Origin of the sequence: Aureimonas ureilytica (assembly GCF_001475935.1) — a bacterium.
Lineage (GTDB): Bacteria > Pseudomonadota > Alphaproteobacteria > Rhizobiales > Rhizobiaceae > Aureimonas > Aureimonas ureilytica_A.
Genome location: NZ_LDQA01000028.1, coordinates 305597 through 332152, shown reverse-complemented (window position 1 = coordinate 332152; position 26556 = coordinate 305597). Strand labels below are relative to the sequence as shown.

Genomic DNA, 26556 nt, shown 5'->3' with positions numbered 1-26556 from the left:
GTGGAAGCGGTTCTCACTCAGGCCATCAATCGTCTGGAATCCGTTCTGGCGGGCGAAAGCCTCGCGCTGCGCTCGGGCGACAGCACGGGCCTCAGCGACATCAGCAATCGCAAGAACCAGAGCCTGTTCGAACTGACGCGCCTGCAGCGCGGCATCGAGCCGGCCTCGCTCAGCGCCGAGATGCGCGATCGCCTCGGCACCCTGCGCGAGCACCTGACGGAGAACAGCCGTCTCCTGCAGATCCATATCGAGGCGACCGCCGAGGTGGCCGACGTCATCACGCGCGCCATCGCCGCGGCCGAGTCGGACGGAACCTACGGCTCCAGCCTGTCCGGTGCGCGGGTCGCCAAATGATCAAGCTTCTCGGGATCGGCGTCTGGGTGATGGTGGTCACGCTGGGCTCGGGCTTTGCCATGGCCAAGCTGAGCGGCGGCGGCGAGGCGCCCGCGCCCAAGCAGCCGACCTATTTCGAAGGTCTCGACTACAAGAAGACCACCAGCATCGCCGTGCCGCTGATCTCGGAAAACGCGATCCAGGGCTATGTCCTGGCGCGCTTCGTCTACACGATCGACGGCAAGCTTTCCGCGACGCTGGCCGTGCCGCCCGATCCGATCATTCTGGATGAGGCCTTTCGCGCGGTCTACTCCGTCTCGGGCTTCGATTTCCGCCATCCCGAGCGCTACGACGTGGCCGCTCTCCTCGCCTCGATCAAGGAAACGGTCAACAAGCGTTACGGCCAGAAGGTGGTCGAGGACGTGATGATCGATCAGTTCGACTTCCTGCCCAAGAACCAGATGGGCGGGGCGATGGGCGGCAATCAGTCCAAGGGCGAGATCGAGCAGCTTCAGTCGCGCGGCAAGACCTGATCGAACCGGCCTTTACGGCATGGCAACCCTGTTTCGATAGACTTCTCTTCAGCGCCGGCCTCGCTCAAGCCGGCGTCTTCTCGTTTGGAGACCGGTGGTGATTTCGACTCTTCTCAACTATCGCCTCTACACGAACGACATGGCCAAGACGCTGGAGCGCTTGTCGAGCCAGGCGCAGGTCGAGCGCGACAAGGCCTATTACGACCAGAATATCGGCAAGGTCACATCGGTCGATCAGTTCCTCGGGAACTACAAGCTCTATTCCTATGCGATGAAGGCCTATGGTCTGGAGGATCAGATCAACGCCAAGGGCATCATGAAGAAGGTGCTTCAGAGCGACCTGACGGATTCCTCGTCCTTCGCCAACAAGCTGTCGGATCAGCGCTATCGCGACTTCGCGGCGGCCTTCAACTTCAATTCCGACACGACCCCGACCGCGCAGTCCACGTCGCAGACCGAGCGATTGGTCGAGGCCTATGCGGAGCGCGTCGATACGTCCGCGCCGATCGCGGCGAAGGCGACGAGCTATTACACCCAGAATATCGGATCGGTCAGCTCGATCGACGGTTTCGTGGCGGATCGTGGCCTTCTCGACGTCGCGTTGCGTGCGTCGGGCTTCTCCGACCCCAGCGCGATCTCGTCCGACTACGCCGCCTCGGTCCTGAAGGGTGACGTCAGCAATGGCGATGCCGCTTGGGCAACGCTGCGGACCCAGTTCAGCGCCGCTCCCACAGCCCCCGCCACAACGCGGACATGGATCGCCCAAACCGCTCAGATGGCGTCGAATACCGTCTATACCTACAACAACCTGACAGGCAACGCGACGAGCCCCCAGGCCAAGCAGGCCAATATCGACTATCTCAATGCGTTCTTTTCGGCGAGCAACACGACCCAGACGGTTTCCGCGTTCACCAGCGACGAGCGTCTGCTGACCTTCGCGATGACGGCCATGGGCTCGGAGATCACCTACGCCGCGAGCGCGGCCGCGAGCTATCTTCAGAATCCGTCCTCTATTCCGAGCACGGTGTCCGATGTCGAGAAGGCGCGCTTCCAGGCGCTGCACGACGCATTGAGCGTTCAAAGCAACGGCACGATGTCGCCGCCCGCAACGAACGGGCTGGACAAGCTGATCACCGGCTATGGCAACAACTACAAGACGGCCTTCAACAAATCGGTCAATTTCGACACGACCGAGTTCAAAGCCGCGCTCGTGGACATCAAGTCCGTCACCGATCTGATGGCGACATCGTCGGTCGACGGCAAGCGCCGCACGCTGAACTTCGTCTTGAAGGCGGTCGGCATTGATCCGGCGACGGCGAGCCTTACCAAGATTCGCGCTGTTCTGACCAGCGACCCGACGGACCCGGACAGCTATGTCTCCAGGCTGAAGGACGATCGCTACACCCAGCTTGCCGCAGCCTTCAATTTCGATGAGAACGGCAAGCTGCGTCCCGAACGCCTGATCCAGGATGTGAGCGATCAGACCAAGATCGGCCAGCTCTATGCCGCGACTTTCGGCTCCAATCTGAGCAACGACAAGAAGGCCACCATCAAGGCCGACACCAAGGCCTATCTCGCCGCCGTCGGCTCAGCCGTTTCGCTGAACGATCTCCTGACCGACAAGAAGACGATCCAATATGCGCTGACCGCCTTCGGCGTGAAGAACAAGGATCTGTCGAAGGACGAGCTGAAGAAGATTCTGACCAGCGATCTCGGGGACCCGAAGAGCTACGCCAACACGCAGACCGACAAGGCCATCGCAAAGTTCGCCGCCGCGTTCAATTTCGAGGCCGACGGCAGCGTGCGCAACAGCGAGACGGGCGGCCAGTCGGCGAAGGATCGTCTCGCCACCGACAAGCTTTATCTCCTGCAGAAGATGGAAGAGCAGGCCGGCGATACGAGCGAGGGCACCCGTCTGGCGCTTTATTTCCTGCGCAAGGCGCCGGGTCTGACCAGCTCCTATGGCATCCTCGCCGACAAGGCGCTTTATTCGGTGGTGCGCACCGCGCTGGGTCTGCCCGAGGGCATGGTGAACATGAATGTCGATCAGCAGGCGTCGATGCTGGACAAGAAGCTCAACGTGAAAGACTTCGCGGACGAGAAGAAGCTCGACAAATTCGTCGCACGCTTCGCCGGAATGTACGACACCCAGAACGCCGACTCGTCCTCGTCCCCGATCCTCCAGCTGTTCGGGGGCTCTTCGGGCGGATCGAACATCTTGAGCTATCTCTGACGGCAGTCGCGGGTACTGACGATAGTCGCCAGCGAGGGAACAACGCTCTTGCTCGCGGCTTCCCATCTCAACACGGATGGGAGCCCTATGATGAGTGACAACGAACCGAACCGCCTGAACGATACCCGCCTCGATGCCGATGTCAGCGTTCTGGGCGATGATCGAGGCGGCGAACCCAAGGTTTCGCGCGTCGGCGGAGCCCCGGCTCCAGACGCGGCGGCGGGTCTGCGGGAGCAGACCGACAGCTCGCACGCGCAGCCCGAAGGCAACTCGGCGCAAGACGATCTCGAGCGCCAAAGGGCGACGGCGGACGCCCGACGCGACGTCGCGAGCCGTCTGCCGAAAAGCTGACCGGACCGATCCGGCCCTCGTTCAGGGCGAACTCTCTCGCAAAAGCCCGACGCCCCAACGCGTCGGGCTTTTGCTGTTCCGATGCATGACAGTGCGGGGACGGGGAGGGGCCTTGTAGCCCAAGGAAAGCCGCGCCGATGGGCGCTTGCACGCGTCCTGACTTCCGCTCTGGCGAAAAATCGTTAGAAAGCCGGATCAAGACGAGCTGCGTGCTCGTATCAATCCGTCCGTATCGCGCCTATTCGCAGGGTTCATCCGCTCATGAGCAACGACATCTTCATTCGCGAGGTGAACGAGGAGCTTCGCCAGGAGCGCGCCCGCGCCCTTTGGCTGCGCTATGGAACGATGGCCATCGTCGCCGCTGTCGTGATCGTGCTGGGTGTCGGCGGCTATGTCCTGTGGCAGCGCCATCTGCGTGGCGTCGAGGCGGCCGATGGCGACAAGCTTCTGTCGGCGACGACGCTGATCGAGGACGGCAAGACCCAGGAGGGACGCACGATCCTGGAGGGGCTGACGCAGACGGGCGTTGCCACCTATCCCGCACTCGCGCGTCTCAGGCTGGCCGAACTGGATCTGGCTGATGATCCCGCCAAGGGCGTGGCCGCTTTCGACGCGATCGCCGGCGATGCGAGCGTTCCGCAGGATCTGCGCGACATGGCCGCGCTTCGCGCCGCCTACGCTCTGGTGGATCACGGGTCGCTGGCGGATGTGCGCCAGCGCGCCGAGCGCCTGACGACCGATGGCGAGCCGCTGCGCTACGGCGCGCGGGAGGCGATCGGCTTGGCGGCCTGGAAGGCAGGCGATGTCGATACGGCGCGCAGCTTCTTCACCGAACTTCAGGAGGATTTCGGCACCCCTGCCGGGATCAAGCGCCGCGCCGGGCTGATGGTGGAACTGATCGAAGCCGAGCATGGCGCCAAGGACGCGCCGGCAGCAAACGCGCCGGCCAAGCCCGTTGCCGACGATGCCGAGGCGAGCGAGGCTCAGAGCCCGCCGCAGCCGAGCGACGCGCCGCCCGCCGCCGCCAAACCCAACCAGCCCCCGGCCTGAACCGAAACAGGAGCGAGAACACTCTCATGGTGACCATCGCCATTATCGGACGGCCGAATGTCGGCAAGTCCACGCTCTTCAACCGTCTGGTCGGCCGCAAGCTGGCGCTGGTGGACGATCGTCCCGGTGTCACGCGCGACCGGCGCGAGGGGGACGCGACGCTGCAGGACCTCGAATTCCGGGTCATCGATACCGCCGGTCTGGAGGAGGCGAGCGCCGAATCCTTGGAAGGGCGTATGCGCGCCCAGACCGAGCGCGCCATCGACGACGCCGACCTGTCGCTCTTCGTGGTGGACGCCAAGGCCGGTATGACGCCGCAGGACGAAGTCTTCGGCGAGCTTCTGCGCCGCCGCGACAAGCCGGTGATTCTGGTGGCCAACAAGTCCGAGGCGCGGGGTTCCGACGCCGGCTTCTATGACGCCTTCAGCCTTGGGCTGGGCGAGCCTTGCGCGATTTCGGCCGAGCATGGCGAGGGCATGGCCGATCTGCGCCATGCGATCGTCGAGAAGCTCGGCATCGCGGCCTTCCGCGACGAGCGCGATGACGAGGATGGCGAAAGCGACGAGATCGAGTTCGACGAGGACGGCGAACCCGTCCAGCGCTACGACGCGACCAAGCCGCTGAACATCGCGATCGTCGGCCGGCCCAATGCCGGCAAATCGACGCTGGTGAACCGTTTTCTGGGCGAAGATCGCCTGCTGACAGGTCCCGAGGCGGGCATCACGCGCGATTCCATTTCCGTCGAATGGGAATGGCGTGGACGCCGCGTCAAGATGTTCGACACGGCCGGCCTTCGGCGGCGCGCCCGCGTTCAGGAAAAGCTCGAGAAGCTGTCGGTCGCCGACGCACTGCGAGCCATGCGTTTTGCCGAAGTCGTGATCGTCGTGTTCGACGTGACCATTCCGTTCGAGAAGCAGGATCTGTCGATCGCCGACCTGATCGCGCGCGAAGGCCGCGCGCCGGTTCTGGCCTTCAACAAATGGGACCTCGTGGAGGATCGTCAGGCGGTTCTGGCCGACCTGCGCGAAAAGACCGATCGGCTCCTGCCGCAGATGCGCGGCGTCAAGGCCGTGACCGTGTCGGGCGAAACCGGCGACGGGCTGGACCGCCTGATGAAGGCCGTCGCGGAAACGCACGAGATCTGGAACAAGCGTGTCTCCACCGCCAAGCTCAACCAGTGGCTGGAGCGAATGGTGTCCCATCATCCGCCTCCGGCTGTGGCGGGGCGCCGCGTGAACATCAAATATATCACGCAGGTGAAGACCCGCCCGCCGACCTTCGTTCTCTCGACCTCGCGTCCCGAGGCCGTCGGCACCGCCTATCTGCGCTACCTCATCAACGGGTTGCGCGAACAGTTCGGTCTGACGGGCATTCCGATTCGCATGACCATGCGCAAGTCGGATAATCCTTACGCGCATAAGGCGAAGAAGTTCTGAGGGTCGCTCGACGTTAAAAGGGCAGAGGGCGTTGGTAAGGCGCTCTCTGCTCCCTCATGTCCGCCATTAACCACTCACTAAGGTTAATAGGAGATTGTTGGTTATCCCTGAAACCTTCGGGAAACCGACGATGGCCCCTGACGTCCGACCGCGCAAGCGTCGCCTCGCGCCTGCCGCACGCCGCCGCTTGGCTTTGCGCCGCGTGGTCGCGTCGTCAGTGCTGAGCCTCGCCTTCGCGCCGATCTTTCCTTCGCTCGCCCTATCGCCGACGCCCGCGCCGCTGGGCGATCTGGCTGCTTTGGTGTCGCCCGTTCCCGTGCCTGCCGCCCTGGCTCATGCGCTGGCTGTCCTGCCGCCGTCCGGCTCTGGCGATGCGCTCTATGTTCAGGACCCCAACCGCCGCGTGGTCGCGGACAAGGGCGGGCGCGTCGCCGCCGCGCCCCTGCCGCCCGTGCAGCCCAAATTCGCCGCCGGCCAGATCGGCAGCGTCACCAGCCTTCTGCGGCCTGGCCTCGCGAAGGGGGACGAAACGATCCGCGAAGCGCTGGCGAAGCTGCCGGCCGATATGGCCCCGATTCAGATCGCCGCGAGCTTCGCCGCGCCGGCCTCGCTCAAGCGGGGAGGGCAGGGGAGGGCGGCAAAGGGTGAGCGCGCCAACGTGGCGCTGGCTGCGCTTGCCGCGCCCGCACGAAACAGCCCTGCCTCCGTTTCGTCCGCGGCCGCCTATGCGGGAACCGATCGCCCCGCCTTGGCCAGCCTGTTCGACGCCGTTCTCGGCCCTTCGCGCGGCTTCGTGCCGCCCAAGGGCGAGAACGACCATTCCTGGGTGGCGACGCCGCTGCCGGCCTCCGCCACCACGCCCTCCGAACAGACCTGTCTGGCGACGGCGATCTATTTCGAAGCGCGCGGCGAAACCGAGAAGGGGCAGGCCGCCGTTGCGCAGGTCGTGCTCAACCGGGTCCGCAATCCGGCCTATCCCAAGACGATCTGCGGCGTCGTGTATCAGAATCAGGACTGGTTCGGTCGCTGCCAGTTCTCCTTTGCCTGCGATGGGGTGAAGGACATCATCTGGAACAAGCCCGCCTACGCGCTGGCCGAGCGAATCGCTCGCCAGACGACGAACGGCGAAATCTGGCTCCCCGAAGTCGGCTCGGCCACGCATTACCACGCAACCTATGTCCACCCGCGCTGGGCAAAGACGATGGAGAAGGTCGACAAGATCGGCCTTCACATCTTCTACCGGACCTTCGGTGGGGGCTGGCGCTAGCCAGCCCTCTTCGTTTCAGCGTGAGAATGCTTATGTTCGAGAGACGCGCGCCGGGAAGCTCGGTGAACACGCAAACTTGAACCGCCTTCGTTTCGCCACTTCCGGAAGGAAACGATGCGCCCTGTGGAACCGATGTCGATGAGCGATCCCCATTCCCGAAGCGACGCGGAACTGGCCGCAGATCACCGCAAGCTGCAGGAGCGGATCGCCAAGTTGAAGGCGGCGACCGCCGAAGAGCCCGTGCCCGAACAGGGCCAGGCGAGCATGCAGGGCATGGCGAAAGGCCTGAAGATCGCGAGCGAATTCATTGCCGGCATCATGGTCGGCGGGGCGATCGGATACGGGATCGATCGATTTTTCGGCACCACGCCGTTTGGGCTCATCATCTTCCTGATGCTGGGCTTTGCGGCCGGTGTTCTCAACGTGGTTCGCTCGGCGCAGGGCGAAACAGGGCCTCCTCCCGGAGCCTGAACGAGAGATCGTTCGGAAAGGACAGGTGCAATTCGACGTCAGGGAGTTGCGAAGCGCGGAACGGGACGCTATGGCAGTGGCGCTCTCAAAGGGCTCCGCATTAAGAGGACCAGACGTTTTGGCGAACGATCCGCTTCACCAGTTCCAGATTTCTCGGCTCGTTCCGATCGAGATCGGCGGCCTTGATCTGTCGTTCACCAACTCGTCGCTGTTCATGGTGGCGACCGTCGCCGTCGCGACCGGCTTCCTGTATTGGTCGACGCGTGGTCGCGGTCTCGTTCCGAACCGGGCCCAGTCGGTCTCCGAGCTCTCCTACGAGTTCATCGCGAAGATGCTGCGCGACGCCACAGGCTCGCACGGAATGCAGTTCTTCCCCTTCGTGTTCTCGCTGTTCCTGTTCATCCTGACGGCCAACCTGATCGGGATGTTCCCCTATTTCTTCACCGTCACCAGCCATCTGATCGTGACCTTCGCCCTGGCGTTGCTCGTGATCGGAACCGTCGTCGTCTACGGCATTCGCCATAACGGCCTCGGCTGGTTCAAGGTCTTCGTACCGTCGGGCGTTCCGGGCGCCGTTCTGCCCTTCGTGGTGCTGATCGAGGTCATCTCGTTCCTGTCGCGCCCGATCTCGCTCTCGGTTCGTCTCTTCGCCAACATGCTGGCGGGGCATATCACGCTCAAGGTCTTCGCCGGTTTCGTGGTTTCCATGGGAAGCCTCGGTGCCGTCGGCGTCGTCGGCGCGCTTCTGCCGATGCTGATGACGGTCGGCATCACCGCGCTCGAATTCCTTGTCGCCTTCCTGCAGGCTTACGTCTTCGCGATCCTGACCTGCATGTACCTCAACGACGCGGTTCACGTTCACCACTGACCGCTCCGTCCTTTCGCGGTCGCTCAGGCCTGCGAATCCTACCCCCGCACGATCCAACCAAAGGAGTTCTCCATGGACGCGGAAGCTGCACGTTACATCGGCGCTGGTCTCGCTTGCTTCGGCATGGCCGGCACCGCTCTCGCGCTCGGCAACATCTTCTCGAGCTTCCTCTCGGGTGCCCTGCGCAACCCGTCGGCTGCTGATGGCCAGTTCGGCCGTCTCGTGTTCGGCTTCGCCGTGACGGAAGCTCTCGGCATTTTCTCGCTCCTGATCGCGCTCCTGCTGCTCTTCGTCTAAGCACGCGCTTCAAGGGATTGTGCAGCCGGCCGCCCCTGCTGGGGCGGCCGGACCCGTATCATCGGAGTCCGACATGTTCGTCACTCAGGCATTAGCCCAGGTCCAATCCCCAGATGCAGGTCCGACCCTGATGGAAACCCCCGTTCCGCCGACCGGCGAAGCGATCGCAGTCGATCCCGGCCACCACGAGGAAGCCGGCTTCCCGCCGATGAATCCCGAATTCTTCGCGTCCCAGATCCTGTGGCTCGCGATCACGTTCGGCGTGTTCTACTACGTCATCTCGAAGACGATCGTGCCGCGCATCTCCACCGTTCTGGAGAATCGCCGCGACCGGATCGCTCTGGATCTCCAGGCCGCCGAACGTATGCAGGCCGACGCCGACGAGGCGCAGGCCGCCTATGAGCAGGAACTCGCGTCCGCTCGCAAGAATTCCACGCGCATTGCGACCGAGGCCCGCGACACGGCTCGCGCCGACGCCGATGCGCAGCGCAAGACGATCGAGGCCGATCTCGATTCCCGTTTGAGTGCGGCTCAGGCGCGCATCGAAGAGGTGAAGGTCCGCGCACTCGCCGAGGTCGATACGATCGCGGAAGACGCCGCCGAGGCGATCCTGACCGATCTGGCCGGCCTGAACGTGTCTCGCGAGGACGTCGCGCGCGCCGTCCGTTCCGTTCGTTCCTAAGAGGGCGTCGTCATGGCTTTCGACAATACGTTCTGGGCTCTTGTCGGCCTGATCCTGTTCCTTGCGCTCGTCATGTATCTGGGCGCGCCGGCGATGATGACGAAGGCGCTCGACAAGCGCGCCGCGCAGATCCGCAATGAGATCGACGAAGCACGTCAGCTCAAGGAAGAGGCCAAGCAGCAGCTTGCCGAATACCAGCGCCGCCGCCGCGAGGCCGAGGCCGAGGCGCAGGACATCCTCGCCATGGCGCAGCGCGAAGCCGACGCCATCGTCAACGAAGCTCGCGTCAAGAGCGAGGAGTATGTCGCTCGCCGCACGCAGGTCGCCGAGCAGAAGATCGCCCAGGCGGAAGCCGAAGCCGTTTCCGAGGTTCGTGCCCGCGCCGTCAACATCGCGATCGACGCCGCCACGCAGCTGATGGTGGAGCGCAACGTCGCCGCCGACCCCCGCGTCATCGACCAGTCGATCGCGGAAGTCCGCCGCCGTCTCAATTGACGCTGTCCGCACAGATCGAATGACTCCAAAGGTCGGCGCGAGCCGACCTTTTTTATTGCGGTCACCTTGCGGTGCGGCTCGGATGGGTGAGCCGTTCACTAGAGTCCGCGCCAATATTGCAGGACGCTGCGAAGCCCTTCGCTTTACAGGAGCGCTCGGACGGGGCCGAAGGTTCTGCGATGATGCGGCCCTGGGCCGTGGACTTTGAGCGCTTCGACGTGAGCGGCCGTGGGGTAGCCCATATGCTGGCGAAACCCGTAGCGCGGGTCGGCGATGCAAAGCTCCGTCATGATCCGATCTCGCGTCACCTTGGCGACGATGGAGGCGGCCGCAATGGACAGGCACAGCGCGTCCCCACCGATCAAAGCCGTCGCGGGGACCAGGCAGCCGGTGGGAATGTCCCGCCCGTCCACCAGAACATGGTCCGGCTCGTAAGCGAGCGCCGAGACCGCGCGCCGCATCGCGAGGAATGTCGCCTGGCGGATGTTCACGCGGTCGATCTCGGCGGCGCTGGCCGTTCCGATGCCCACTTCGGCATCCGCGAGAATGGCTTCGAAAAGCTGTTCACGCTGCCTGGCGCCGAGCTTCTTGGAATCGTCGAGACCAGCCGGGATGCGATCAGGCCGGAGAACCACGGCCGCCGCGACGACGGGGCCGGCCAGAGGGCCACGACCGGCCTCGTCCACGCCGGCGATCCGGCCACCACCACCCTGATGCCATGCGGCTTCGCGCGAGAAGTCGGGGCCGGGCGGCTTGGTGCGCGCCGGGCGAGGGGAGGATAAGGAGGGAGAATCGGAGGAACGGCGAGCCATGGTGCGGCGAGACTCGCTCATTCTCCGATCCTCCTCAAGCTCGCGAACCATGGTGCGGATGGTGCACGAGCGATCCGGCGTCGGGAACATACGCCGGAAGATGGGCTCTGGCTTCAAGGCCGTTCCGGATGCACCGGAGCGCCGATGGGGATTGAAGCTCTGGCGCGGTCTGCTGTCGCCGAGCGGTTGGCGTAGGACGCCGGCCCACGCAAATGCTCAGACGGCGCGAGCCTTACAGCAAGGACAGTTGAACACCGGCACCCTTCGGCGCCTTGAACAGATCGGTGCGCAATTGCGTGCGTTCGAGGTTGAGATGGAAGCGCCGGGCCGCCATCTCGAACCGATGCTTGATCTGCGTGGCATAGGGGCCGCCGCCGGTCATCCGCTTGCCCCATTCGGGATCGTAATCCTTACCGCCGCGCATGGAGCGCAACAGAGACAAGACGTGGCGATACCTGTCGGGATAGTGCTGAAGCAGCCAATCCTTGAAGAGGGGCGCGACCTCCAGCGGCAGGCGCAGAAGCACATAGCCGACTTCCCGCGCCCCGGCCTCCGAAGCGGCTTCCAGCAGCCGCTCGATCTCCGAATCCGTCAGGCCCGGAATGATCGGCGCGGTCATCACCATGGTGGGAATGCCGGCCTTGGTCAGCTCGCGTACGGCTTCCAGCCGCTTTGTGGGCGTCGCCGCGCGAGGCTCCATGGTGCGGGCCAGACGCCGATCCAGCGTCGTGATCGATACGGCCACCTTGGCCAGTCCCTTCGCGGCCATGCGCGAGAGGATGTCGAGATCGCGCAGCACGAGCGCTGACTTGGTGACGATGCCGACCGGATGGTTGGCCGCCTCCAACACTTCCAGCATCTGCCGCATGATCCGGCGTTCGCGCTCGATCGGCTGATAAGGATCGGTGTTGGTGCCGATGGCGATCGGCCTGACCTCGTAGCCGGTCTTGGCGATCTCTTCTTCCAGAAGTTCCGCCGCGTTCGGCTTGGCGAAGAGCTTGGTCTCGAAATCAAGCCCCGGCGACAGGCCGACATAGCTGTGCGTCGGCCGCGCGAAGCAGTAGATGCAGCCGTGCTCGCAGCCGCGATAGGGGTTAACCGAGCGATCGAAGGAGATGTCGGGCGAGGAATTGCGCGTGATGACGCTGCGCGCCATCTCGGTCTGCACCTCGGTCTTGAGGCTCGGCAACTCGTCCAGCGAGGACCAGCCGTCATCGAAGGCCGAGCGCGCGAAGGGCTCGAAACGTCCTGTCGGGTTCAGGCCCGCCGCGCGGCCGCGCCGCCGCTCGAACCCGATGCGCAGACCGGACTGAGCCACCACATGCTGGGCCATGTCGATGCCGTCGCGCTGCGAGAAGGCGATGCGATCGGCGGTGTTGATCTCGTGCATGGGACAACCTTCCGTCCGGTTGTTCGCGTTGTGACCATAGTCCTATTCATCCTTTGAGAACATTTCAAGAACAAACTTCGCAACCTCTGAATCGCTGGTCACGCCGACGCGTGTCGGCTATGGCGATGAGCCATGCTGAGCGTTCTGGTTTTCGATGCCGACGAGCCGATGGACCTGACCATCACCCTATCCTCTCTCGTGGCGGGGGTGGTGGAGGGCGTGCTGCGCGAGGTTGTCGTGGTGGAGCCGCAGGGCGAAGCCGCGCTGAAGGTGGCCGACCATGCGGGATGCTCCGTCCTCTCCCGCGCGGAGCTGGGCCATACTCTGCTGGCTCTGAAGGGGGATTGGCTGATCGTGATGCGCGCGGGCGACCGCCTGCCCGCCAACTGGCCCGAGCGGGCCGCCCGCCATGGCGAGGATCAGTCACGGGCGAAAACGCCGCGGGGCGGACGCTTCGTTCTGCCCGCGCGCGAGGCGAGGGGATGGTGTCGATGGCTGGCGCCGCGTCAAAGCGCTTATCTCGTGCCGAAAGTCTATGCGATGTCGCGCCTCTCGGCGGGCGCCCCTTGGCAGGGCGTTGCCAAAGGCATCGGCCTTGACCGTTTGGCCGATCGCGAGGGCTAGACGGAACCTGGTATCGTCAGGCTGACGCGCCGCCCTTGCGCCGCAGATGCTCGTCCAGACGCGGCATGATTTCCACGAAATTGCAGGGCTTGTGCCGATAGTCGAGCTGGGCTTTTAGAATATGGTCCCAAGCGTCGCGGCAGGCGCCGGGGGAGCCCGGCAGAACGAAGACGAACGTGGCGTTCACCACGCCGCCCGTCGCACGGGACTGGATGGTCGAGACGCCGATCTTCTCGAAGGAGACACGGTGGAACACGGCGGAGAACCCGTCCATCCGCTTTTCGAAGATAGGCTCCAGCGCCTCGGGCGTCACGTCGCGGCCGGTGAATCCGGTTCCCCCTGTGGTGATCACCACATCCACCTGCGTGTCGCGCGACCAGCCGAGAACCGTGTCGCGAATGGCGTCGCGATCATCGGGTACGATGGCGCGGGCGGCGAGGCGATGGCCGGCCTCCTCCAGACGGGCCACCAACGTGTCGCCCGACTTGTCGTCCGCGAGGGTTCGCGTGTCGGAGACGGTGAGAATGGCGATGCCGAGCGGAAGGAATTCTCGGTCCGGCGATGTCATCACGCCTCTCCCATCGGCTGGATTTCGGTGGCCGCAACCCACCAATGCGGCTGGCGCGTTCGCAGCCTCGCCGCCGCCGCATCCGCCTGGCTTGTATTTTCGAACAGAGCGAAGACCGTGGCCCCCGAGCCGGACATGCGCTGAAACGCCGCGCCCTCATCGGCCAGCGTGCGGGACACGGCGGCGATCTCGGGCACGATGCGCAGGGCCGGCGCTTCCAGATCGTTTCGCGTGTCGCGGAGGTAGGAGACGAGCTGCCCAAGATCGGTGAAGCCGCCCGCCGGCAGCGCGGGCAGGGGGGGATTGTCGCGCCTCTCCAAGCCGGAGAAAGCCGCCGGCGTCGAGACCGGCGTGCCGCAATTCACCAGGACCATGGCAAACCGGCCGAGGCGCGCGACCGGGGCCGAGACTTCGCCTATGCCGCGCACGCGGGCCGCACGGCCGGCCCAGCACATAGGCACATCGGCCCCGAGGCTCAGACACTCCGCCGACAGCCCGTCCGCCAGCACGGGATAGGCATCGGCGATCCAGCGCAGAAGCGCCGCCGCGTCTGCCGAGCCGCCACCAATGCCGGAGGAAAGCGGCAGGTTCTTCTGGAGATGGATGTGAACAGGGGGGAGATCGATCCCGTCGCGCGCGGCCAGCGAGCGCGCCAGATCCAGCGCGCGCAGAACGAGATTGCCGCGATCGAGCGGCAGGCCGGCGGCAAAAGGGCCCTCGATCGTCAGCTGATCCTGATCGGCCGGGGTGATGGAGAGGTGATCGCCGTCCCGTGCGAAGACGACGAGACTGTCGAGGTCGTGATAGCCGTTCTCGCGCCGCCCGGTGACATGCAGCGCGAGATTGATCTTGGCGGGGGCCGAGACCGCTCCGCCAAGAGCGGCGCGGTCAGCTGCGAGCGCGTCCACGCCCCCGCTCAGTTCGGCTGCGTGGCCGCCGGGGCCTCGTTGGCTGCGCGCTGGGCGGCGGGCGGCTCGTTGGCGGAGGCCGGCGACACGGCGTCGAGGCCTTCTGCGAGCTTGCGCTTGATCGTATCGACCTGTGCCTGCTCGGGCTTGGGCTCGCCCGTGAGGGCGCGGTTCCATTGGAACTTGGCCTCGCGGGTGCGTCCGACGCGCCAATAGGCGTCGCCCAGATGGTCGTTGATGGTCGGATCGGCCGGGGTCAGGAGAATGGCCCGCTCCAGCTGCTCCACCGCGTCGGGATAGCGACCCAGGCGGTAATAGGCCCAGCCGAGTGAGTCGATGATATAGCCGTCGTTGGGGCGCAGATCGACGGCGGTGCGGATCATGTTCAGCCCCTCGTCGAGGTTCTTGTTCATGTCCACCCAGCTATAGCCGAGATAGTTCAGCACCTGCGGCTGGTCGGGCGAAAGCTCCAGCGCCTTCTTGAAGTCGGGCTCGGCCTTGTCCCATTCCTTCAGGCGCTCATAGGCGATGCCGCGCTGGTAGTAGATGTTCCAGAGATTGGGCGCGTCCTTGGGCGCCAGTTCCAGCGCGCGGTCGAGAAGCTTCACCGCCTCGCCATAGGATTTGTCGGCGGCGAGCACGTCGGCAAAGGCCAGATGCGCCTGAAGGTCGTTGGGATAATCCTTCACGGCCTTGCGCAGATGATCCTTGGCCTGGTCCTTGCGGTCGGCCTGCCAGAGGTCGAGGCCCATCTGAAGCTCGGCCGTGCGGTGATAGGGCGAAGCCTTGGGGATCTGCGCGTAATAGGACAGCGCGAGGTCGATCTGCTGCGTGCGATCGGCGACGCCGGCCAGCGCCGTCAGAAGCTTCGGATTGGGCGTCGGCGACACGGCCTTGGCGAACTGGAAGTAGAGAAGCGCCACGTCCTGCCCGTCGCCCCGGTTGATGGCCTGACCGAGGATATAGAGCGTTTCAGCCGCGCCTTCCTGGGCGCTTTCGATGGGCGCGGCGATCTTCTTGCCGGCCTCGACCTCGCTGCGCAGCTGCGTCAGCGGCTCGTAGCCGGGGGCGAGTTCCAGACCCTTGTCGATGGCAGCCAGCGCGTCGGCCTTCTTGCCGGCGCGCGCTTCCAGGCGGCCGAGCGCCTCGGCGCTGGCAAGGAAGGCGTCCACCGAGGTCTGAGCGGAGGCCTGATCGGAGATGACGCTGTTCAGCGCCGTGCGCGCGGCCGGCAGGTTGCCGGCGAGGCCTGCGAGGAGACCGGCCTGATACTGGTTGAAAACGGAGAACCAGGAGGCACCCGAGAGACCTTGAATGCGCGCCAGCGCTTCGCGCGAGCGACCGGCGCCAAGCTCGGCCCAGGCCGAGAGATGGCCGATCAGCAGCGTGTCGAGGTCGCTCGTGTCTTCCAGCTTGAGCTGGCCGATGGCCGCATCGAAGCGGCTGGAGCGCAGCGCATCGAGCGCCAGTGCGATATGGGCGACCTTGCCGACATCTTCGTTGCCCGCCAGCTTGGTGGCGAGCTTTACGCCTTCTGCGAAGCGCCCGTCCGCGAGATAGGCGAACATCGCCTCCTGCTGGAGCGTTTCGGAATTGGGGTCGAGCGATAGCGCCTTGGCGTAGTAATCCGCCGCGATGTCCGGCTGGCGGTTCTCGCGCGCCTGCTTGGCGGCGAGATAGGCGCCCGAAAGGGTGTTCACCTCGATCGGCGGCTTGCCGCTGGCGGCGGCCGGAGCCGGCTCGACCTTCTTCGCCTGCGCTTCGGCCACGCCGATCGCCATCATCGAGGCCGCGAGGGCTGCCGCCAGAGCGATCCGCGAAATGCGCGATGTATCCACGTCGAATTCCTTTGCGAAGGACGAAAGCGGCCCGAAGCGGCCGTCGCAGGCGAGACCTCTAAAGATCGTCGCCGCTGAGCGGGCAGCAAGCGCCGACCCGTTCCCTTGTCAAGCCAGCTTGTTCATTTTACGGCCGGGCGCAAGTGCGGGCGCGAAACGCGCCTTACGAAATCCGGTCGATGCAGAATTCAACGACCGCCTCCAACGCGTCCCGCGCCGGGCCGGGCGGCATGGCCGACAGAGCGTCCGATGCCAGCCGGCCTTCTTCGCGGGCGCGCTGTTTGGTCGCTTCCAGCGCGCCATGGCGCTGCATGATCGCGCGCGCGCGCGCCAGCGCCGCGTCGTCGTTGCGGCCCTCTTCCATGGCCTCACGCCAGAACTGGCGCTCGCTCTCGTCGCCCGCCGCATGGGCGAGGATGACGGGCAGGGTGATCTTGCCCTCGCGGAAGTCGTCCCCGACATTCTTGCCGAGATCGTCGGCCGAGCCGCCATAGTCGAGAACATCGTCCACGAGCTGGAACGCCATGCCGAGATGCATGCCATAGGCGCGCATGGCGCGCTCGGCCGCATCGCCCGACTTGGCGATCACGGGGCCGACTTCGGCGGCGGCCGCGAAAAGCTCGGCCGTCTTGGCGGCGATCACGGCGCGATAATCGGCCTCGCTGGTGGTCATCTTCTTGGCGGCGGAGAGCTGCCAGACCTCGCCTTCGGCGATCACGGCCGAGGCGTTGGACAGGATCGCGAGGGCACGCATGGAGCCGACCTCGACCATCATCTTGAACGCTTGGCCGAGCAGAAAGTCGCCGACGAGCACGCTCGCCTGGTTGCCCCAGATGGTACGCGCGGTCTTGCGCCCCCGGCGCAGGTCGCTTTCGTCCACCACGTCGTCATGCAGGAGCGTCGCGGTATGGAGAAACTCGACGCTGGCGGCGAGCTTCACATGACCTTCGCCCTCGTAGCCGAAGAGCAGCGCCGAGGCGATCGTCAGCATGGGGCGCAGGCGCTTGCCGCCGGACGAGATCAGATGGTCGGCGATCTCAGGGATCAGTTCGACATTAGACCCGGCCATGGCCAGGATCATGTCGTTGACGCGGTTCATATCGACGCGCGTCAGACCGAGGATCGGATCGATCGAGGCGATGGGCCTGACGGTACCCACGGGGCTGGCTAGGCTCACGATATCCTCCATTCGGTTGCCGGGGCAATAGCGGGGCGGGCGGCGGGCGGCAAGAGCGAATGGCACGACAAGATCGGTCACGGAGGGTGAAAGGGCGCGAACGCGGCCCTTGCGGTGCAGCCGCGTTTCACGCCAAGTCAGCCCATGATCGAACTTGTGCGTTCCAACGACCCCGTTCTCCTGTCCTTTCTCTCCGTGCTCCTGAAGGATGCCGGGATCGCGCATTTCGTCGCGGACGGCCATATGAGCATTCTCGACGGCTCGATCGGCGCCATCCCGCGCCGGCTTCTGGTGGACGAAGGCGAAATCGACACGGCGCGCCGGCTGCTGCACGACGCGGAACTCGGCCATGAACTCTCCGACCCCTCCTGAGGTCGCTCCTCCAGCAGCGGAGGACATCTCGAAGGACGCCTTCCTCGGCGGAACCTTCCACCTGCTCCAGCCTCGACGCGGCGGGTTTCGCGCCGGGCATGACGCGCTGCTTCTGGCGGCCACCGTGCCGAGAAACGCTGCGGGCCACGCGCTCGACATGGGAAGCGGGGCGGGGGCCGTTGCGCTGGCGGCAGCCGTGCGCGCGCCCGGCCTGTCGCTCGTACTCGCCGAGCGCGAGCCGAGCATGGCGGCGCTGGCGCGCGCCGCCATTGCGCTGCCTGAGAACGCGGCTCTTGCCCCGCGCCTCGATGTGGTGGAACTCGACCTTCTGGCCCCGCGCCCGGTGCGGGAAGCGGCGGGACTGACCGATGGCCGCTTCGATCTCGTCCTCTCCAATCCGCCCTTTCATCCCGCCGGTGGGCGCCTGTCGCCCGATGCAAGGCGCGGCGTGGCGAAATCCATGCCGGAACCGGGGTTTCTCCTGCGCTGGCTGGCGGTGGCCGGTGCGCTGTCGCGGCATGGGGCGCGCCTCACCATGATCCTGCGGCCGGACAATTTGCCCGAACTTCTGGAGGGCATGGAGGGGCGCTTCGGCGCGCTGTCCCTCCGCGCCGTTCATTCCGCGCCGGACGATCCCGCGATCCGGCTTCTGGCCTCAGCCATTCGGGGCTCTCGCGCGCCGCTTCTCATGCGGCCGCCGCTCGTGCTGGACGAAGGGCTTCGGCGCGCCGTCTCATCGGGCGAGGCGGAGATTTCGGTTTCGTAACGAGGGCGCTTTCTTCCGCGCCCGGCTCTTCCTACATGGAGGCGACGATTCGCGACCCCGAGGTTTTGCCCGTGCCCAACCGCCTGAAGAAGCTTCTGCCCAAGCGCTTTCGCTCCGAGGCGACCGTCATTCCGGTCGTGCGGCTTCAGGGGGTCATCATGGCCGGCGCGTCGGGGCCGTTCCGCCAGTCCATCTCGCTGGCTTCGGTCGCCCCGCTTCTGGAGCGTGCCTTCGCGATGAAGGATGCGCCGGCCGTCGCCATTTCGATCAACTCGCCGGGCGGTTCGCCCGTCCAGTCCCGCCTCGTGTTCCAGCGCATCCGCGATCTCGCCGAGGAAAAGCGCAAGCATGTGATCGTCGCCTGCGAGGATGTCGCGGCGTCGGGCGGTTACATGATCGCCTGCGCGGGCGACGAGATCGTGGCCGATCCCTCCAGCGTCGTCGGCTCGATCGGCGTCGTGTCGGGCGGCTTCGGCTTCGTGGAGCTGATCCGCAAGATCGGCGTCGAGCGTCGCGTGCACACGGCCGGTCAGAACAAGGCGACGCTCGATCCGTTCCGCCCCGAGCGGGCCGAGGACGTCGAGCATCTGAAATCGCTCCAGCTGGACGTCCACAAGACCTTCATCGACCTCGTGCAGTCCCGGCGCGGGGCCAAGCTCGCCGATCATCCCGATCTCTTCACCGGCCTTTTCTGGTCGGGCGTGCGGGGGCTGGAACTTGGCCTCGTGGATCGCCTGGGCGATCTGCGCACCGTCCTGCGCGGCCATTACGGCGATAAGGTCAAGCTTCAGGTGATCGGCCCCAAGCGCGGCTTGTTCTCGCTTCGCGGCTCGGGCGGCGGGGCGAGCCGGCTGGGGGGCAGCCTCGACCTGTCGCAGGCCGGCGCGGGCTTGGGCGGCGCTCTGGTGGAGGCAGCCGAGGAGCGCGTGCTCTGGGCGCGCTACGGCTTGTGATCGGCGGCTCATGCCTTGCCTTTGCCGGGTTTGACGACGAAACTTGAGGCGGACGAACCATGGCGGATCTGATGCCCATCTTTCTCTTCGGCCTCGTCGGCGCGGCGGCCTATTTCGGATACCAGCAGATGCAGCGGGACGCCGCGCGCGTCTCGGAGCGCAACCGCCGCTCGGAAGCGGAAATGCGCACCGGCGCGCAAGGCACGCTCGTGCGCGGCGAGGACGGGGTCTTCCGTCTTCAGGAGGACTGAGAGCCGCCAAGACGCGGCAAGGCTTGACCCTTCCCGCGCCGGCGTGGCAACTCCCGCGCCAAAGAGCGGCTTCGCCTTCTGGCGGGCCGCGACGCTGCTTGGCCGGAAAGGCACGACATGTCCGAACTCGCCCCCCATATGCGGCCCGAACGCTCGTTTCAGGGCCTGATCCTGGCGCTGCATCGCTACTGGGCCGATTATGGCTGCGTCGTGCTCCAGCCCTATGACATGGAAGTCGGCGCGGGCACGTTCCACCCCGCCACGACGCTGCGCGCGCTCGGCCCCAAGCCCTGGAACGCGGCCTATGTTCAGCCCTCGCGCCGGCCCAAGGACGGGCGCTATGGCGAGAACCCGAACCGGCTCCAGCATTACTACCAGTATCAGGTGCTCCTGAAGCCCAACCCGCCCAACCTTCAGGAACTCTATCTCGGCTCACTGAAGGCGATCGGCATCGACACGGGTCTGCACGACATCCGCTTCGTGGAGGACGACTGGGAGTCGCCGACGCTGGGCGCCTGGGGCCTCGGCTGGGAATGCTGGTGCGACGGGATGGAAGTCTCCCAGTTCACCTATTTTCAGCAGGTCTGCGGCATTGAATGCGCGCCCGTGGCGGGCGAGCTGACCTATGGTCTCGAACGCCTCGCCATGTATGTCCAGAATGTCGACAATGTGTACGACCTGAACTTCAACGGCCGCGAGGGCGACGAGAAGGTCACCTATGGCGACGTCTTCCTGCAAGCCGAGCAGGAATATTCGAGGCACAATTTCGAGTTCGCCAACACGGCGATGCTGCTCAAGCATTTCGAGGATGCCGAGGCTGAGTGCCGCGCGCTGCTCCAGGCCGGCGCGCCGGTTTCGGGTGGCAACCAGACTCTGCACAAATGCGTGCTGCCGGCGTACGATCAGGCGATCAAGGCCAGCCATGTCTTCAACCTGCTCGACGCGCGCGGCGTGATCTCCGTAACGGAGCGCCAGAGCTATATCCTGCGGGTGCGCACGCTCGCCAAGGCCTGCGGCGAAGCCTTCCTGCAAACCGAGGCGGGCGGGCTGAACTGGAAGGCCGTGGCCTGAGCCTTCGAAACTGAAACTCTGATCGACATAAGAAGGGCGGCTCGAAGGCCGCCCTTTTTTCGTATCAGCCGAGCTTGGCGAGAAGCTCGGTCGTGGGCCAGCCGTCCGGCGCCATGCCGTGCTTCTGCTGCTCGGTGGCGACGGCCGCGCGCGTGTTGGCACCCAGAATCCCGTCCACCTTGCCGACATCGTAGCCGAGCGACACGAGGCGCTGCTGAAGGCGCTTCATCTGCTCGCCGTCGAGGCCCGGCTGCGGATTGCCGACCGCAACCTCCGGCCCGCCCGCCAGCCGCGTGCCGAAATAGCCGGCGGTCAGCGAATAGGTCAGCGAATTGTTCCACTTGAGATAGACGTCGAAATTCGGGAAGGCGAGGAAGGCCGGGCCGCCCTTGCCCTGGGGCAGGATGATCGATGCCATCATGCCGTCGCGCTCCAGCGGCGAGCCGTCCGACTTGGTGACGCCGAGCTTGGCGAATTCTGAGCGCGGCTCCTTGTTGACGAGCGCGGCGCGATCATAGGGGAAATCGGCCGGCATACGGATGGCTTCCAGCCAGGGCTCGCCCTTGCGCCAGCCCATGGACTGGATGAACTGGCCGGTCGTCATCAGGACGTCGGGCACGTCGGTCAGGAGATTGATCGTGCCGTTGCCGTCCTGGTCCGTGCCGAAGGCGATATAGTCCTCGGGCAGGATCTGCGTCTGGCCGAGTTCGCCGGCCCAGGCGCCCTTCATCTGCTCGGGCGTCAGGTAGCCGCGATCCACCAGCTCTATCGCGCCGATGAGATGCGGGCGGAAGATTTCCGGGCGGCGGCAGTCATGGGCGAGCGTCGCCAGTGCCGACAGCGTGTCGAAATCGCCGAGCACCGCGCCGTAATCGGTCTCGAGGCCCCAGAAGCTTGCGATCACCGGGCCGGGAACGCCGGTCTTGGCCTCCACCTCGCGGAAGGTCGAGGCGTATTTCTGAAGGTTCGCCTTGCCGCGCGCAAGCCGGTCCTTGTTGACCATGCGGCCCTGGAAGCGCAGCCATTCCTGCTGGAACACGGCCTGGCCGCGATCGCGCGCCAGCACCTTCTCATCCTGCCGGACATGGGCCAGCGCCCGGTCCACGCCGTTCTGCGACAGGCCCTTGGCCAGAGCTTCCGCGCGAACGCCTTTCAGGAAGCTGTTCCAGTCGCCGCCGCACTGCGCGCCCTGCGCGGCGGCCGCGCCGACGCCCACTAGCAGCAGCGTGGAAGCAAGAAGCAGAGGTTTCAGCGAAAGGGTCATGGTCGGTCCGTCATAGAAAAGGGATGCGTCGCCCTAACAGGCAAAGTGCGGCGCTTTGAAGAAGAGGTGGTCAAGAAGCCGGTCGATGCGCCTTCAGCCACGCGTCCCAATCGGCTTTCGTGCCCGAGAATGCATTGCGATCGACCCCGCCCGGGACCCCCGGCACGGTGCCCGTGGCCGTCCATTGCCAGAAGCGCCAGTCGCGGCCGGGATAGTTCTCGCTCGGATGATCCTTCACGCCGCGCAGCCAGAACTGGTGCTTGGGGAAGGTGCCGATCAGCCGATCGCGGTGAATGTCGATCGGCGCGTAGATGATCGGGCGCACGCCGTAATAGCGCTCCACCGCGTTCAGGAAGGCGCTCATCTCGCGCACCATCTCCTCGCGCGGCGGGCGGCGGGTGCAGGTCGGCGAATCCGGCGTCCATTCGACGTCGAGCACCGGGGGGAGGGCGTCGGGGTCGCGCGGCACGTTCTCGATGAACCAGCGTGCCTGCTCGATGCCTGGCCGGCACCAGTAGAAGAAATGATAGGCCCCACGCGGCACGCCGGCGGCCTTGGCATATTTCCAGTTGCGCGCGAAGGCGCTGTCGATCCGGTCTCCGCCCTCGGTGGACTTGATATAGGCGAAGGCGACACCGCCCGCGCGCGCCGCCTCCCAATCCACCTCGCCCTGGTATTTGGACACGTCGATGCCGTGGACCGGATAATGCTCGGGCTTCGATCCCTTGATGCCGACAAGGCCCAACTCGGTCGCATCCAGCGAAACGGACCGACAGCTGGTGAGAGCGAGGCAGGCGAACAGCGCGAGGGTCAGCGCCCGGCCGGCCGAGGCGAGCGGCGCGCGATCCGTGTTCGGTGATGATCGCATCGGTTCCGTATCCCTGCCATGGCGTCCCATGCGGCGGCAAAGTGCGCACGGGACCTTACGCCGGGCTGGCGTTACCCTGCGGCTCGCTTTGCTGTGATCTGGCGCAGATGTGACCGATGAAATGCAGCGTGAACAGGAAATAGGCGAACCGAACCCCATTTGGCTCGTTGTAAGGGCAGCAGACCAACAACAGGACCGTATCTCATGAAGACGATCTCTCTTGCTCTTAGCGCCGTCGCCCTTCTGGCGCTGACGGCCTGCTCGGACAACAAAAGCAATTCGAACACGACCACGCCGGCCGCCAGCACCACGACCGCTCCGGCGACGGGAACCACCACGACCACGCCGGCCACCGGCACAACGGGAACGACCGGCATGACCGCGACGCCGGGTGCCACGGGCACGACGGGCACGACGACCACCACGCCGTAAAGGCAGGGGCGGCCCACAGCGCCACCGACCGGGCCCGCGCCACCAGCGCGGGCCTTTTTCGTCGAGAGAGGGGCTGGCTGCCGCCTGCTTTCGCTGTCGCGAGAGAGCGCGCTGCGATAAAGTGCCGAGTCGGGCGCCCTTGGCGGCGCGGCTGAAACGAAAGAAACCATGTCGATCTTTTCGAGCCTCGCGCAACTCGTGCGGGATCTCGCGGCCAGTGGCGCGGCCACCGTCGAAGCTCTGGTAGAGCGCATTCGCTCGGCCTTTGAAGCCGATCGCGAAACGCGAAAGCGCGTCGCCTTCTCCGTGGCGATGATCGCGCTCTCGGCCAAGATGGCAAAGGCCGATGGCGTGGTGAGTCAGAACGAAATCAACGCGTTCCGCCGTATCTTCGACATTCCGCCCGAGGAAGTGCGAAACGTCTTCCGGCTCTATGACCTCGCCAAGCAGGATACGGCCGGGTTCGAGGCCTATGCGCTGCGGATGCGCGGATTGTGTGGCAGCGGCGAGCGCGACTGCGCGCTCCTGACCGACGTTCTCGACGGCCTGTTCTTCATCGCCGGGGCGGACGGGTTCGTTCATGACCGCGAACTCGCCTTTCTCGAGCGCGTGGCCGAACTCTTCGAGATCAGCGAACCGCAGTTCGAGCGCCTCAAGGCCCGCCATATCATCGGCGGCGAGGCCGGGGCCTATGCGGTTCTGGGCGTCGAGCCGAGCGACAGTCCCGAGACGATCCGACGGCGCTATCTCGAACTCGTCAAGGAAAACCACCCGGACCGTCTCGTCGCGCGCGGCGTGCCGCAGGAGTTTCTGGCGATCGCGACCGAGCGCATGAAGGCGATCAACGCCGCCTGGGCGACGCTTGGCAAGATGGCGCCCGCCGAGTGAGCCCCGACAGTGCACTCGTGTCGCGCTGCGTGCCGTCGCCCAGCCATAACGAGCGGCGGGGGCAGGCGGGGCCGGACATGCTGTTGCTCCACTACACGGGGATGCGCACGGGCGCGGCCGCGCTCGCGCGCCTGACCGACCCGGCGAGCGAAGTCTCGGCTCATTATGTCGTCGAGGAAGACGGCGAGATTATTCAGCTTGTGCCCGAAGCGCGTCGCGCCTGGCACGCAGGGCGGGGCTCTTGGCAGGGGAGGGAGGATGTAAACTCGCGCGCCATCGGTATCGAGATCGTCAATCCCGGCCATGAGCATGGCTACCGACCATTTCCGCAACGGCAGATCGATGCGGTCATCGAATTGTGCAAAGATTGTGGCAATCGCTGGTCGATCTTGCCACAATTGGTCTTGGCGCATTCCGATATTGCGCCTGCGAGGAAGGAAGATCCGGGCGAGTTGTTTCCTTGGGATCAACTTTTTTCAGCCGGTGTCGGCCTTTGGTTTGCCAGCAAACATAAGCAAAACAAAGCTTTGCTGGCCGAGGGGGATCGAGGCGCGGCGGTCGCCGCCTATCAAAGCCAGCTCGCGGCCTATGGTTATGGCATCCGAAACGACGGAATCTTCGGGCCTGAGACGGCCTCGGTGACCCGCGCCTTCCAGCGTCATTTTCGGCCCGTTCGCGTCGATGGATGTGTCGATCAGGAAACGGGTGAGGTGCTGACGCAACTCCTCCAAACAGTGCAAACTGGAGGCTGAAAGCGCGCGGACCAGAGGTTTGTTCAAGCGCGTTTTGTTTCAGTTATTAATATTCCGTTACTGAATTGCCGCTTTCCGGTTCGATTTTTCGGGCAAAAGGAGGGGGTACCGCCGCTGCGCATCTGCGGCCGAGAGGGGACGACGGAACCGGATTGTTAGGCCGGGAGCGTCGAAGACCACAGGACCGAAATGAGACGACTGCCTGCCATGGCCACCGCCGTGACGCTTCTGCTTGCGCCTATGACCGCCGCCGACGCCGACACCGCCTCTTCGACTTCCACCGCGCCTATCGAGAAGACCTCGACCGATCAGGATTTGACAGACCCCGCCGCCCGCCAGATCGATGCGGTCGATGACGAGGCGGCCCGCCTCGCCCAGAAACCCTTCGCCGACATCATCGAGCGCGAAGCCAAGGCCAATGGCGTGCCGGTGGAACTCGCCCATGCCATCGTCTCCGTCGAAAGCCACTACCGCGTCGACGTCACTGGCCGGGCCGGTGAGATCGGCCTGATGCAGATCAAGCCCGCCACGGCCCGCGACATGGGCTTCACCGGCGATGCGACCGATCTCTACAATCCGATCGTCAACATCAAATACGGCATGAAATATCTCGCCGGCGCCGAGCGCCGGGGCGGCGGCACGCTGTGCGGCACGATTCTCAAATACAATGCCGGCCATTATTCCAAACGCATGAACCCGACTTCGGCCCGCTATTGCGAGAAGGTGAAGCTGGTTCTGGCATCGCTCTGAGCCGACCGACGCTTGACAGCGGACCCCCCGGCGCGCGAGACCACGCACGCCAGCCGGCCGGGCGGCCGCTCCCGTCATATGTCGAAAGGCGGCGGGGGAGGAAAGTCCGGGCTCCACGGAGAAACGGTGCCGGGTAACGCCCGGCGGGGGTGACCCCAGGGAAAGTGCCACAGAAAACAAACCGCCTTCGGCTTCGGCCGAAGGTAAGGGTGAAACGGTGGGGTAAGAGCCCACCGCGTTTCCAGCAATGGCGACGGCAGGGCAAACCCCACCGGGAGCAAGACCGAATAGGAACGACGCGGCGGGAAACCGCCAGGCCTCTCCGGCCCTGTCGTTCGGGTGGGTTGCTTGAGGCGTCGCGCGAGCGGCGTCCCAGAGGAATGGTCGCCGGGCGGCGAAAGCCGCCGCACAGAACCCGGCTTATAGGCCGGCTGGCCTTCGACCATCGACACGCCCCATCATGATCGGCGCCCGCAGAGGCGTTCGGCACTCAAGCCGAGACTGTCCCCCGACATGGGACGCGGGATGGGATGAAGCTCCACCACGCTCTCCCCGATTCTCCGCCGATCCGCTCGCCTGCCTTCGGGTGCAGCACGACTCAAGCCGGCCGCGCTTAGATTTCCTGTTTTACCAAAAGTTCAAGAGCGGCTTTCGCGCATTTTACGCCGGCCTTGGGCAGGCCTAAGAAAATGGAGACCCTTAGCAGTTTGGGTCGGTCGTCTGCCGTTTACCCTTTGTAAATGCTGGATTCAAAGACCCGCGCGCCGGGCTGTGATGGCCCTTCGGGCCACGTTGAGCGAGTTCAACCGAGCGCAGAACCGATCATCTTAATATACTGTTAAATCATATTAAAATC

Annotated in this window: 30 protein-coding genes and 1 other RNA gene; 23 read left to right on the top strand and 8 right to left on the bottom strand. The window is 65.2% G+C overall.

Features of this window, described 5'->3' with window-relative positions:
- From NS365_RS14075 to NS365_RS14020, 12 genes are all read left to right on the top strand, one after another.
- Complete coding sequence (locus NS365_RS14075) at window positions 1-354, top strand: flagellar protein FlgN (protein ID WP_058600896.1); 354 nt, start codon at window positions 1-3, stop codon at window positions 352-354.
- Window positions 351-866 (top strand): hypothetical protein, encoded by a 516-nt coding sequence (locus NS365_RS14070; protein WP_058600895.1) that lies wholly within the window; start codon window positions 351-353, stop codon window positions 864-866. The genes NS365_RS14075 and NS365_RS14070 overlap by 4 nt, the downstream gene beginning before the upstream one ends.
- A 97-nt stretch (window positions 867-963) precedes the next feature.
- Window positions 964-3099, top strand: coding sequence for a DUF1217 domain-containing protein (locus NS365_RS14065; protein WP_058600894.1), 2136 nt, complete (start codon window positions 964-966; stop codon window positions 3097-3099).
- A 90-nt stretch (window positions 3100-3189) separates the two neighbouring features.
- A complete protein-coding gene (locus NS365_RS14060) occupies window positions 3190-3450 on the top strand; it encodes a hypothetical protein (RefSeq protein ID WP_153003775.1) in 261 nt (86 codons plus the stop codon).
- Window positions 3451-3711: 261 nt separating this feature from the next.
- Window positions 3712-4500 carry a tetratricopeptide repeat protein gene (locus NS365_RS14055; RefSeq protein WP_153003774.1) on the top strand — a complete coding sequence of 263 codons (789 nt, stop codon included), beginning with the start codon at window positions 3712-3714 and terminating at the stop codon, window positions 4498-4500.
- A 26-nt stretch (window positions 4501-4526) separates the two neighbouring features.
- Complete coding sequence (gene der / locus NS365_RS14050) at window positions 4527-5936, top strand: ribosome biogenesis GTPase Der (protein WP_058600892.1); 1410 nt, start codon at window positions 4527-4529, stop codon at window positions 5934-5936.
- Between the two features lie 130 nt (window positions 5937-6066).
- Complete coding sequence (locus NS365_RS14045; RefSeq protein ID WP_058600891.1) at window positions 6067-7203, top strand: cell wall hydrolase; 1137 nt, start codon at window positions 6067-6069, stop codon at window positions 7201-7203.
- Between the two features lie 138 nt (window positions 7204-7341).
- Window positions 7342-7674 (top strand): AtpZ/AtpI family protein, encoded by a 333-nt coding sequence (locus NS365_RS14040; protein ID WP_244496496.1) that lies wholly within the window; start codon window positions 7342-7344, stop codon window positions 7672-7674.
- 118 nt (window positions 7675-7792) lie between these two features.
- Window positions 7793-8542, top strand: coding sequence for a F0F1 ATP synthase subunit A (locus tag NS365_RS14035; RefSeq protein ID WP_058600890.1), 750 nt, complete (start codon window positions 7793-7795; stop codon window positions 8540-8542).
- A gap of 72 nt (window positions 8543-8614) precedes the next feature.
- The gene (locus NS365_RS14030; protein WP_058600889.1) at window positions 8615-8839 is read left to right on the top strand and encodes a F0F1 ATP synthase subunit C; all 225 of its coding nucleotides are present in this window, start codon (window positions 8615-8617) and stop codon (window positions 8837-8839) included.
- 73 nt (window positions 8840-8912) lie between these two features.
- Window positions 8913-9521: a F0F1 ATP synthase subunit B gene (locus tag NS365_RS14025; protein ID WP_058600888.1), complete on the top strand. Its 609-nt coding sequence runs from the start codon at window positions 8913-8915 to the stop codon at window positions 9519-9521.
- A 12-nt stretch (window positions 9522-9533) separates the two neighbouring features.
- The gene (locus NS365_RS14020) at window positions 9534-10016 is read left to right on the top strand and encodes an ATP F0F1 synthase subunit B (RefSeq protein WP_058600887.1); all 483 of its coding nucleotides are present in this window, start codon (window positions 9534-9536) and stop codon (window positions 10014-10016) included.
- 143 nt (window positions 10017-10159) lie between these two features.
- Here the strand turns inward: NS365_RS14020 and NS365_RS14015 are convergent, their stop codons facing one another.
- Both NS365_RS14015 and NS365_RS14010 read right to left on the bottom strand, forming a co-directional pair.
- The gene (locus NS365_RS14015; RefSeq protein ID WP_058600958.1) at window positions 10160-10849 is read right to left on the bottom strand and encodes a ribonuclease HII; all 690 of its coding nucleotides are present in this window, start codon (window positions 10847-10849) and stop codon (window positions 10160-10162) included.
- A gap of 211 nt (window positions 10850-11060) precedes the next feature.
- Window positions 11061-12218 carry a PA0069 family radical SAM protein gene (locus NS365_RS14010; RefSeq protein WP_058600886.1) on the bottom strand — a complete coding sequence of 386 codons (1158 nt, stop codon included), beginning with the start codon at window positions 12216-12218 and terminating at the stop codon, window positions 11061-11063.
- A 132-nt stretch (window positions 12219-12350) separates the two neighbouring features.
- On the opposite strand from NS365_RS14010, the gene NS365_RS24525 reads away from it, so the two are divergent.
- Window positions 12351-12842: a hypothetical protein gene (locus tag NS365_RS24525; protein ID WP_058600885.1), complete on the top strand. Its 492-nt coding sequence runs from the start codon at window positions 12351-12353 to the stop codon at window positions 12840-12842.
- A 16-nt stretch (window positions 12843-12858) separates the two neighbouring features.
- On the opposite strand, the gene moaB is transcribed toward NS365_RS24525, so the two are convergent.
- The 4 genes from moaB to NS365_RS13985 all read right to left on the bottom strand — a co-directional run bounded on the left by moaB (window position 12859) and on the right by NS365_RS13985 (window position 17345).
- Complete coding sequence (gene moaB, locus NS365_RS14000; RefSeq protein ID WP_058600884.1) at window positions 12859-13410, bottom strand: molybdenum cofactor biosynthesis protein B; 552 nt, start codon at window positions 13408-13410, stop codon at window positions 12859-12861.
- Window positions 13410-14318 (bottom strand): 4-(cytidine 5'-diphospho)-2-C-methyl-D-erythritol kinase, encoded by a 909-nt coding sequence (locus NS365_RS13995; protein ID WP_058600883.1) that lies wholly within the window; start codon window positions 14316-14318, stop codon window positions 13410-13412. Before NS365_RS13995 ends, moaB begins: the two co-directional genes overlap by 1 nt.
- A gap of 8 nt (window positions 14319-14326) precedes the next feature.
- A complete protein-coding gene (locus tag NS365_RS13990; RefSeq protein WP_058600882.1) occupies window positions 14327-16156 on the bottom strand; it encodes a tetratricopeptide repeat protein in 1830 nt (609 codons plus the stop codon).
- A 163-nt stretch (window positions 16157-16319) separates the two neighbouring features.
- The gene (locus NS365_RS13985) at window positions 16320-17345 is read right to left on the bottom strand and encodes a polyprenyl synthetase family protein (protein ID WP_058600881.1); all 1026 of its coding nucleotides are present in this window, start codon (window positions 17343-17345) and stop codon (window positions 16320-16322) included.
- A gap of 132 nt (window positions 17346-17477) precedes the next feature.
- On the opposite strand from NS365_RS13985, the gene NS365_RS13980 reads away from it, so the two are divergent.
- The 5 genes from NS365_RS13980 (at window position 17478) to NS365_RS13960 (ending at window position 20746) form a co-directional block, all read left to right on the top strand.
- Entirely contained in the window at window positions 17478-17705 is a 228-nt protein-coding gene (locus tag NS365_RS13980) for a DUF2007 domain-containing protein (RefSeq protein ID WP_058600957.1), read from the top strand.
- Window positions 17683-18471: a tRNA1(Val) (adenine(37)-N6)-methyltransferase gene (locus NS365_RS13975; RefSeq protein ID WP_058600880.1), complete on the top strand. Its 789-nt coding sequence runs from the start codon at window positions 17683-17685 to the stop codon at window positions 18469-18471. Before NS365_RS13980 ends, NS365_RS13975 begins: the two co-directional genes overlap by 23 nt.
- 71 nt (window positions 18472-18542) lie before the next feature.
- Entirely contained in the window at window positions 18543-19424 is an 882-nt protein-coding gene (locus NS365_RS13970; RefSeq protein WP_153003785.1) for a S49 family peptidase, read from the top strand.
- Window positions 19425-19483: 59 nt separating this feature from the next.
- Entirely contained in the window at window positions 19484-19675 is a 192-nt protein-coding gene (locus NS365_RS13965) for a hypothetical protein (protein WP_058600878.1), read from the top strand.
- 117 nt (window positions 19676-19792) lie between these two features.
- Window positions 19793-20746 (top strand): glycine--tRNA ligase subunit alpha, encoded by a 954-nt coding sequence (locus tag NS365_RS13960; RefSeq protein WP_058600877.1) that lies wholly within the window; start codon window positions 19793-19795, stop codon window positions 20744-20746.
- Window positions 20747-20810: 64 nt separating this feature from the next.
- On the opposite strand, the gene NS365_RS13955 is transcribed toward NS365_RS13960, so the two are convergent.
- Together NS365_RS13955 and NS365_RS13950 are read right to left on the bottom strand one after the other, a co-directional pair.
- On the bottom strand, window positions 20811-22010 hold the full coding sequence (locus tag NS365_RS13955) for a lytic murein transglycosylase (protein WP_058600876.1): 1200 nt from the start codon (window positions 22008-22010) through the stop codon (window positions 20811-20813).
- 70 nt (window positions 22011-22080) lie between these two features.
- Window positions 22081-22878, bottom strand: coding sequence for a glycoside hydrolase family 25 protein (locus tag NS365_RS13950; RefSeq protein ID WP_058600875.1), 798 nt, complete (start codon window positions 22876-22878; stop codon window positions 22081-22083).
- Window positions 22879-23082: 204 nt separating this feature from the next.
- Between NS365_RS13950 and NS365_RS24520 the strand changes: the two genes are divergently transcribed.
- From NS365_RS24520 to rnpB, 5 genes are all read left to right on the top strand, one after another.
- The gene (locus NS365_RS24520; RefSeq protein WP_058600874.1) at window positions 23083-23310 is read left to right on the top strand and encodes a hypothetical protein; all 228 of its coding nucleotides are present in this window, start codon (window positions 23083-23085) and stop codon (window positions 23308-23310) included.
- A gap of 168 nt (window positions 23311-23478) precedes the next feature.
- Complete coding sequence (locus NS365_RS13940) at window positions 23479-24198, top strand: J domain-containing protein (protein ID WP_058600873.1); 720 nt, start codon at window positions 23479-23481, stop codon at window positions 24196-24198.
- A 77-nt stretch (window positions 24199-24275) separates the two neighbouring features.
- Window positions 24276-24950, top strand: coding sequence for a peptidoglycan recognition protein family protein (locus tag NS365_RS13935; RefSeq protein ID WP_082684602.1), 675 nt, complete (start codon window positions 24276-24278; stop codon window positions 24948-24950).
- A gap of 189 nt (window positions 24951-25139) precedes the next feature.
- Entirely contained in the window at window positions 25140-25700 is a 561-nt protein-coding gene (locus NS365_RS13930) for a lytic transglycosylase domain-containing protein (protein WP_082684601.1), read from the top strand.
- Window positions 25701-25749: 49 nt separating this feature from the next.
- An RNA gene (gene rnpB / locus NS365_RS14240) (RNase P RNA component class A) lies at window positions 25750-26139 on the top strand.
- The last annotated feature ends 417 nt before the right edge of the window (window positions 26140-26556 follow it).

Bases quoted from the DNA above. Each gene is read 5' to 3' on its own strand.
- NS365_RS14070 (WP_058600895.1), top strand. From the start codon at position 351: ATGATCAAGCTTCTCGGGATCGGCGTCTGGGTGATGGTGGTCACGCTG.
- NS365_RS14060 (WP_153003775.1), top strand. From the start codon at position 3,190: ATGAGTGACAACGAACCGAACCGCCTGAACGATACCCGCCTCGATGCC.
- NS365_RS14055 (WP_153003774.1), top strand. From the start codon at position 3,712: ATGAGCAACGACATCTTCATTCGCGAGGTGAACGAGGAGCTTCGCCAG.
- der (WP_058600892.1), top strand. From the start codon at position 4,527: ATGGTGACCATCGCCATTATCGGACGGCCGAATGTCGGCAAGTCCACG.
- NS365_RS14045 (WP_058600891.1), top strand. From the start codon at position 6,067: ATGGCCCCTGACGTCCGACCGCGCAAGCGTCGCCTCGCGCCTGCCGCA.
- NS365_RS14040 (WP_244496496.1), top strand. From the start codon at position 7,342: ATGAGCGATCCCCATTCCCGAAGCGACGCGGAACTGGCCGCAGATCAC.
- NS365_RS14030 (WP_058600889.1), top strand. From the start codon at position 8,615: ATGGACGCGGAAGCTGCACGTTACATCGGCGCTGGTCTCGCTTGCTTC.
- NS365_RS14025 (WP_058600888.1), top strand. From the start codon at position 8,913: ATGTTCGTCACTCAGGCATTAGCCCAGGTCCAATCCCCAGATGCAGGT.
- NS365_RS14020 (WP_058600887.1), top strand. From the start codon at position 9,534: ATGGCTTTCGACAATACGTTCTGGGCTCTTGTCGGCCTGATCCTGTTC.
- NS365_RS14015 (WP_058600958.1), bottom strand. From the start codon at position 10,849: ATGAGCGAGTCTCGCCGCACCATGGCTCGCCGTTCCTCCGATTCTCCC.
- NS365_RS14010 (WP_058600886.1), bottom strand. From the start codon at position 12,218: ATGCACGAGATCAACACCGCCGATCGCATCGCCTTCTCGCAGCGCGAC.
- NS365_RS24525 (WP_058600885.1), top strand. From the start codon at position 12,351: ATGCTGAGCGTTCTGGTTTTCGATGCCGACGAGCCGATGGACCTGACC.
- moaB (WP_058600884.1), bottom strand. From the start codon at position 13,410: ATGACATCGCCGGACCGAGAATTCCTTCCGCTCGGCATCGCCATTCTC.
- NS365_RS13985 (WP_058600881.1), bottom strand. From the start codon at position 17,345: ATGGAGGATATCGTGAGCCTAGCCAGCCCCGTGGGTACCGTCAGGCCC.
- NS365_RS13980 (WP_058600957.1), top strand. From the start codon at position 17,478: ATGATCGAACTTGTGCGTTCCAACGACCCCGTTCTCCTGTCCTTTCTC.
- NS365_RS13975 (WP_058600880.1), top strand. From the start codon at position 17,683: ATGAACTCTCCGACCCCTCCTGAGGTCGCTCCTCCAGCAGCGGAGGAC.
- NS365_RS13965 (WP_058600878.1), top strand. From the start codon at position 19,484: ATGGCGGATCTGATGCCCATCTTTCTCTTCGGCCTCGTCGGCGCGGCG.
- NS365_RS13960 (WP_058600877.1), top strand. From the start codon at position 19,793: ATGTCCGAACTCGCCCCCCATATGCGGCCCGAACGCTCGTTTCAGGGC.
- NS365_RS13955 (WP_058600876.1), bottom strand. From the start codon at position 22,010: ATGACCCTTTCGCTGAAACCTCTGCTTCTTGCTTCCACGCTGCTGCTA.
- NS365_RS13950 (WP_058600875.1), bottom strand. From the start codon at position 22,878: ATGCGATCATCACCGAACACGGATCGCGCGCCGCTCGCCTCGGCCGGC.
- NS365_RS24520 (WP_058600874.1), top strand. From the start codon at position 23,083: ATGAAGACGATCTCTCTTGCTCTTAGCGCCGTCGCCCTTCTGGCGCTG.
- NS365_RS13940 (WP_058600873.1), top strand. From the start codon at position 23,479: ATGTCGATCTTTTCGAGCCTCGCGCAACTCGTGCGGGATCTCGCGGCC.
- NS365_RS13935 (WP_082684602.1), top strand. From the start codon at position 24,276: ATGCTGTTGCTCCACTACACGGGGATGCGCACGGGCGCGGCCGCGCTC.
- NS365_RS13930 (WP_082684601.1), top strand. From the start codon at position 25,140: ATGAGACGACTGCCTGCCATGGCCACCGCCGTGACGCTTCTGCTTGCG.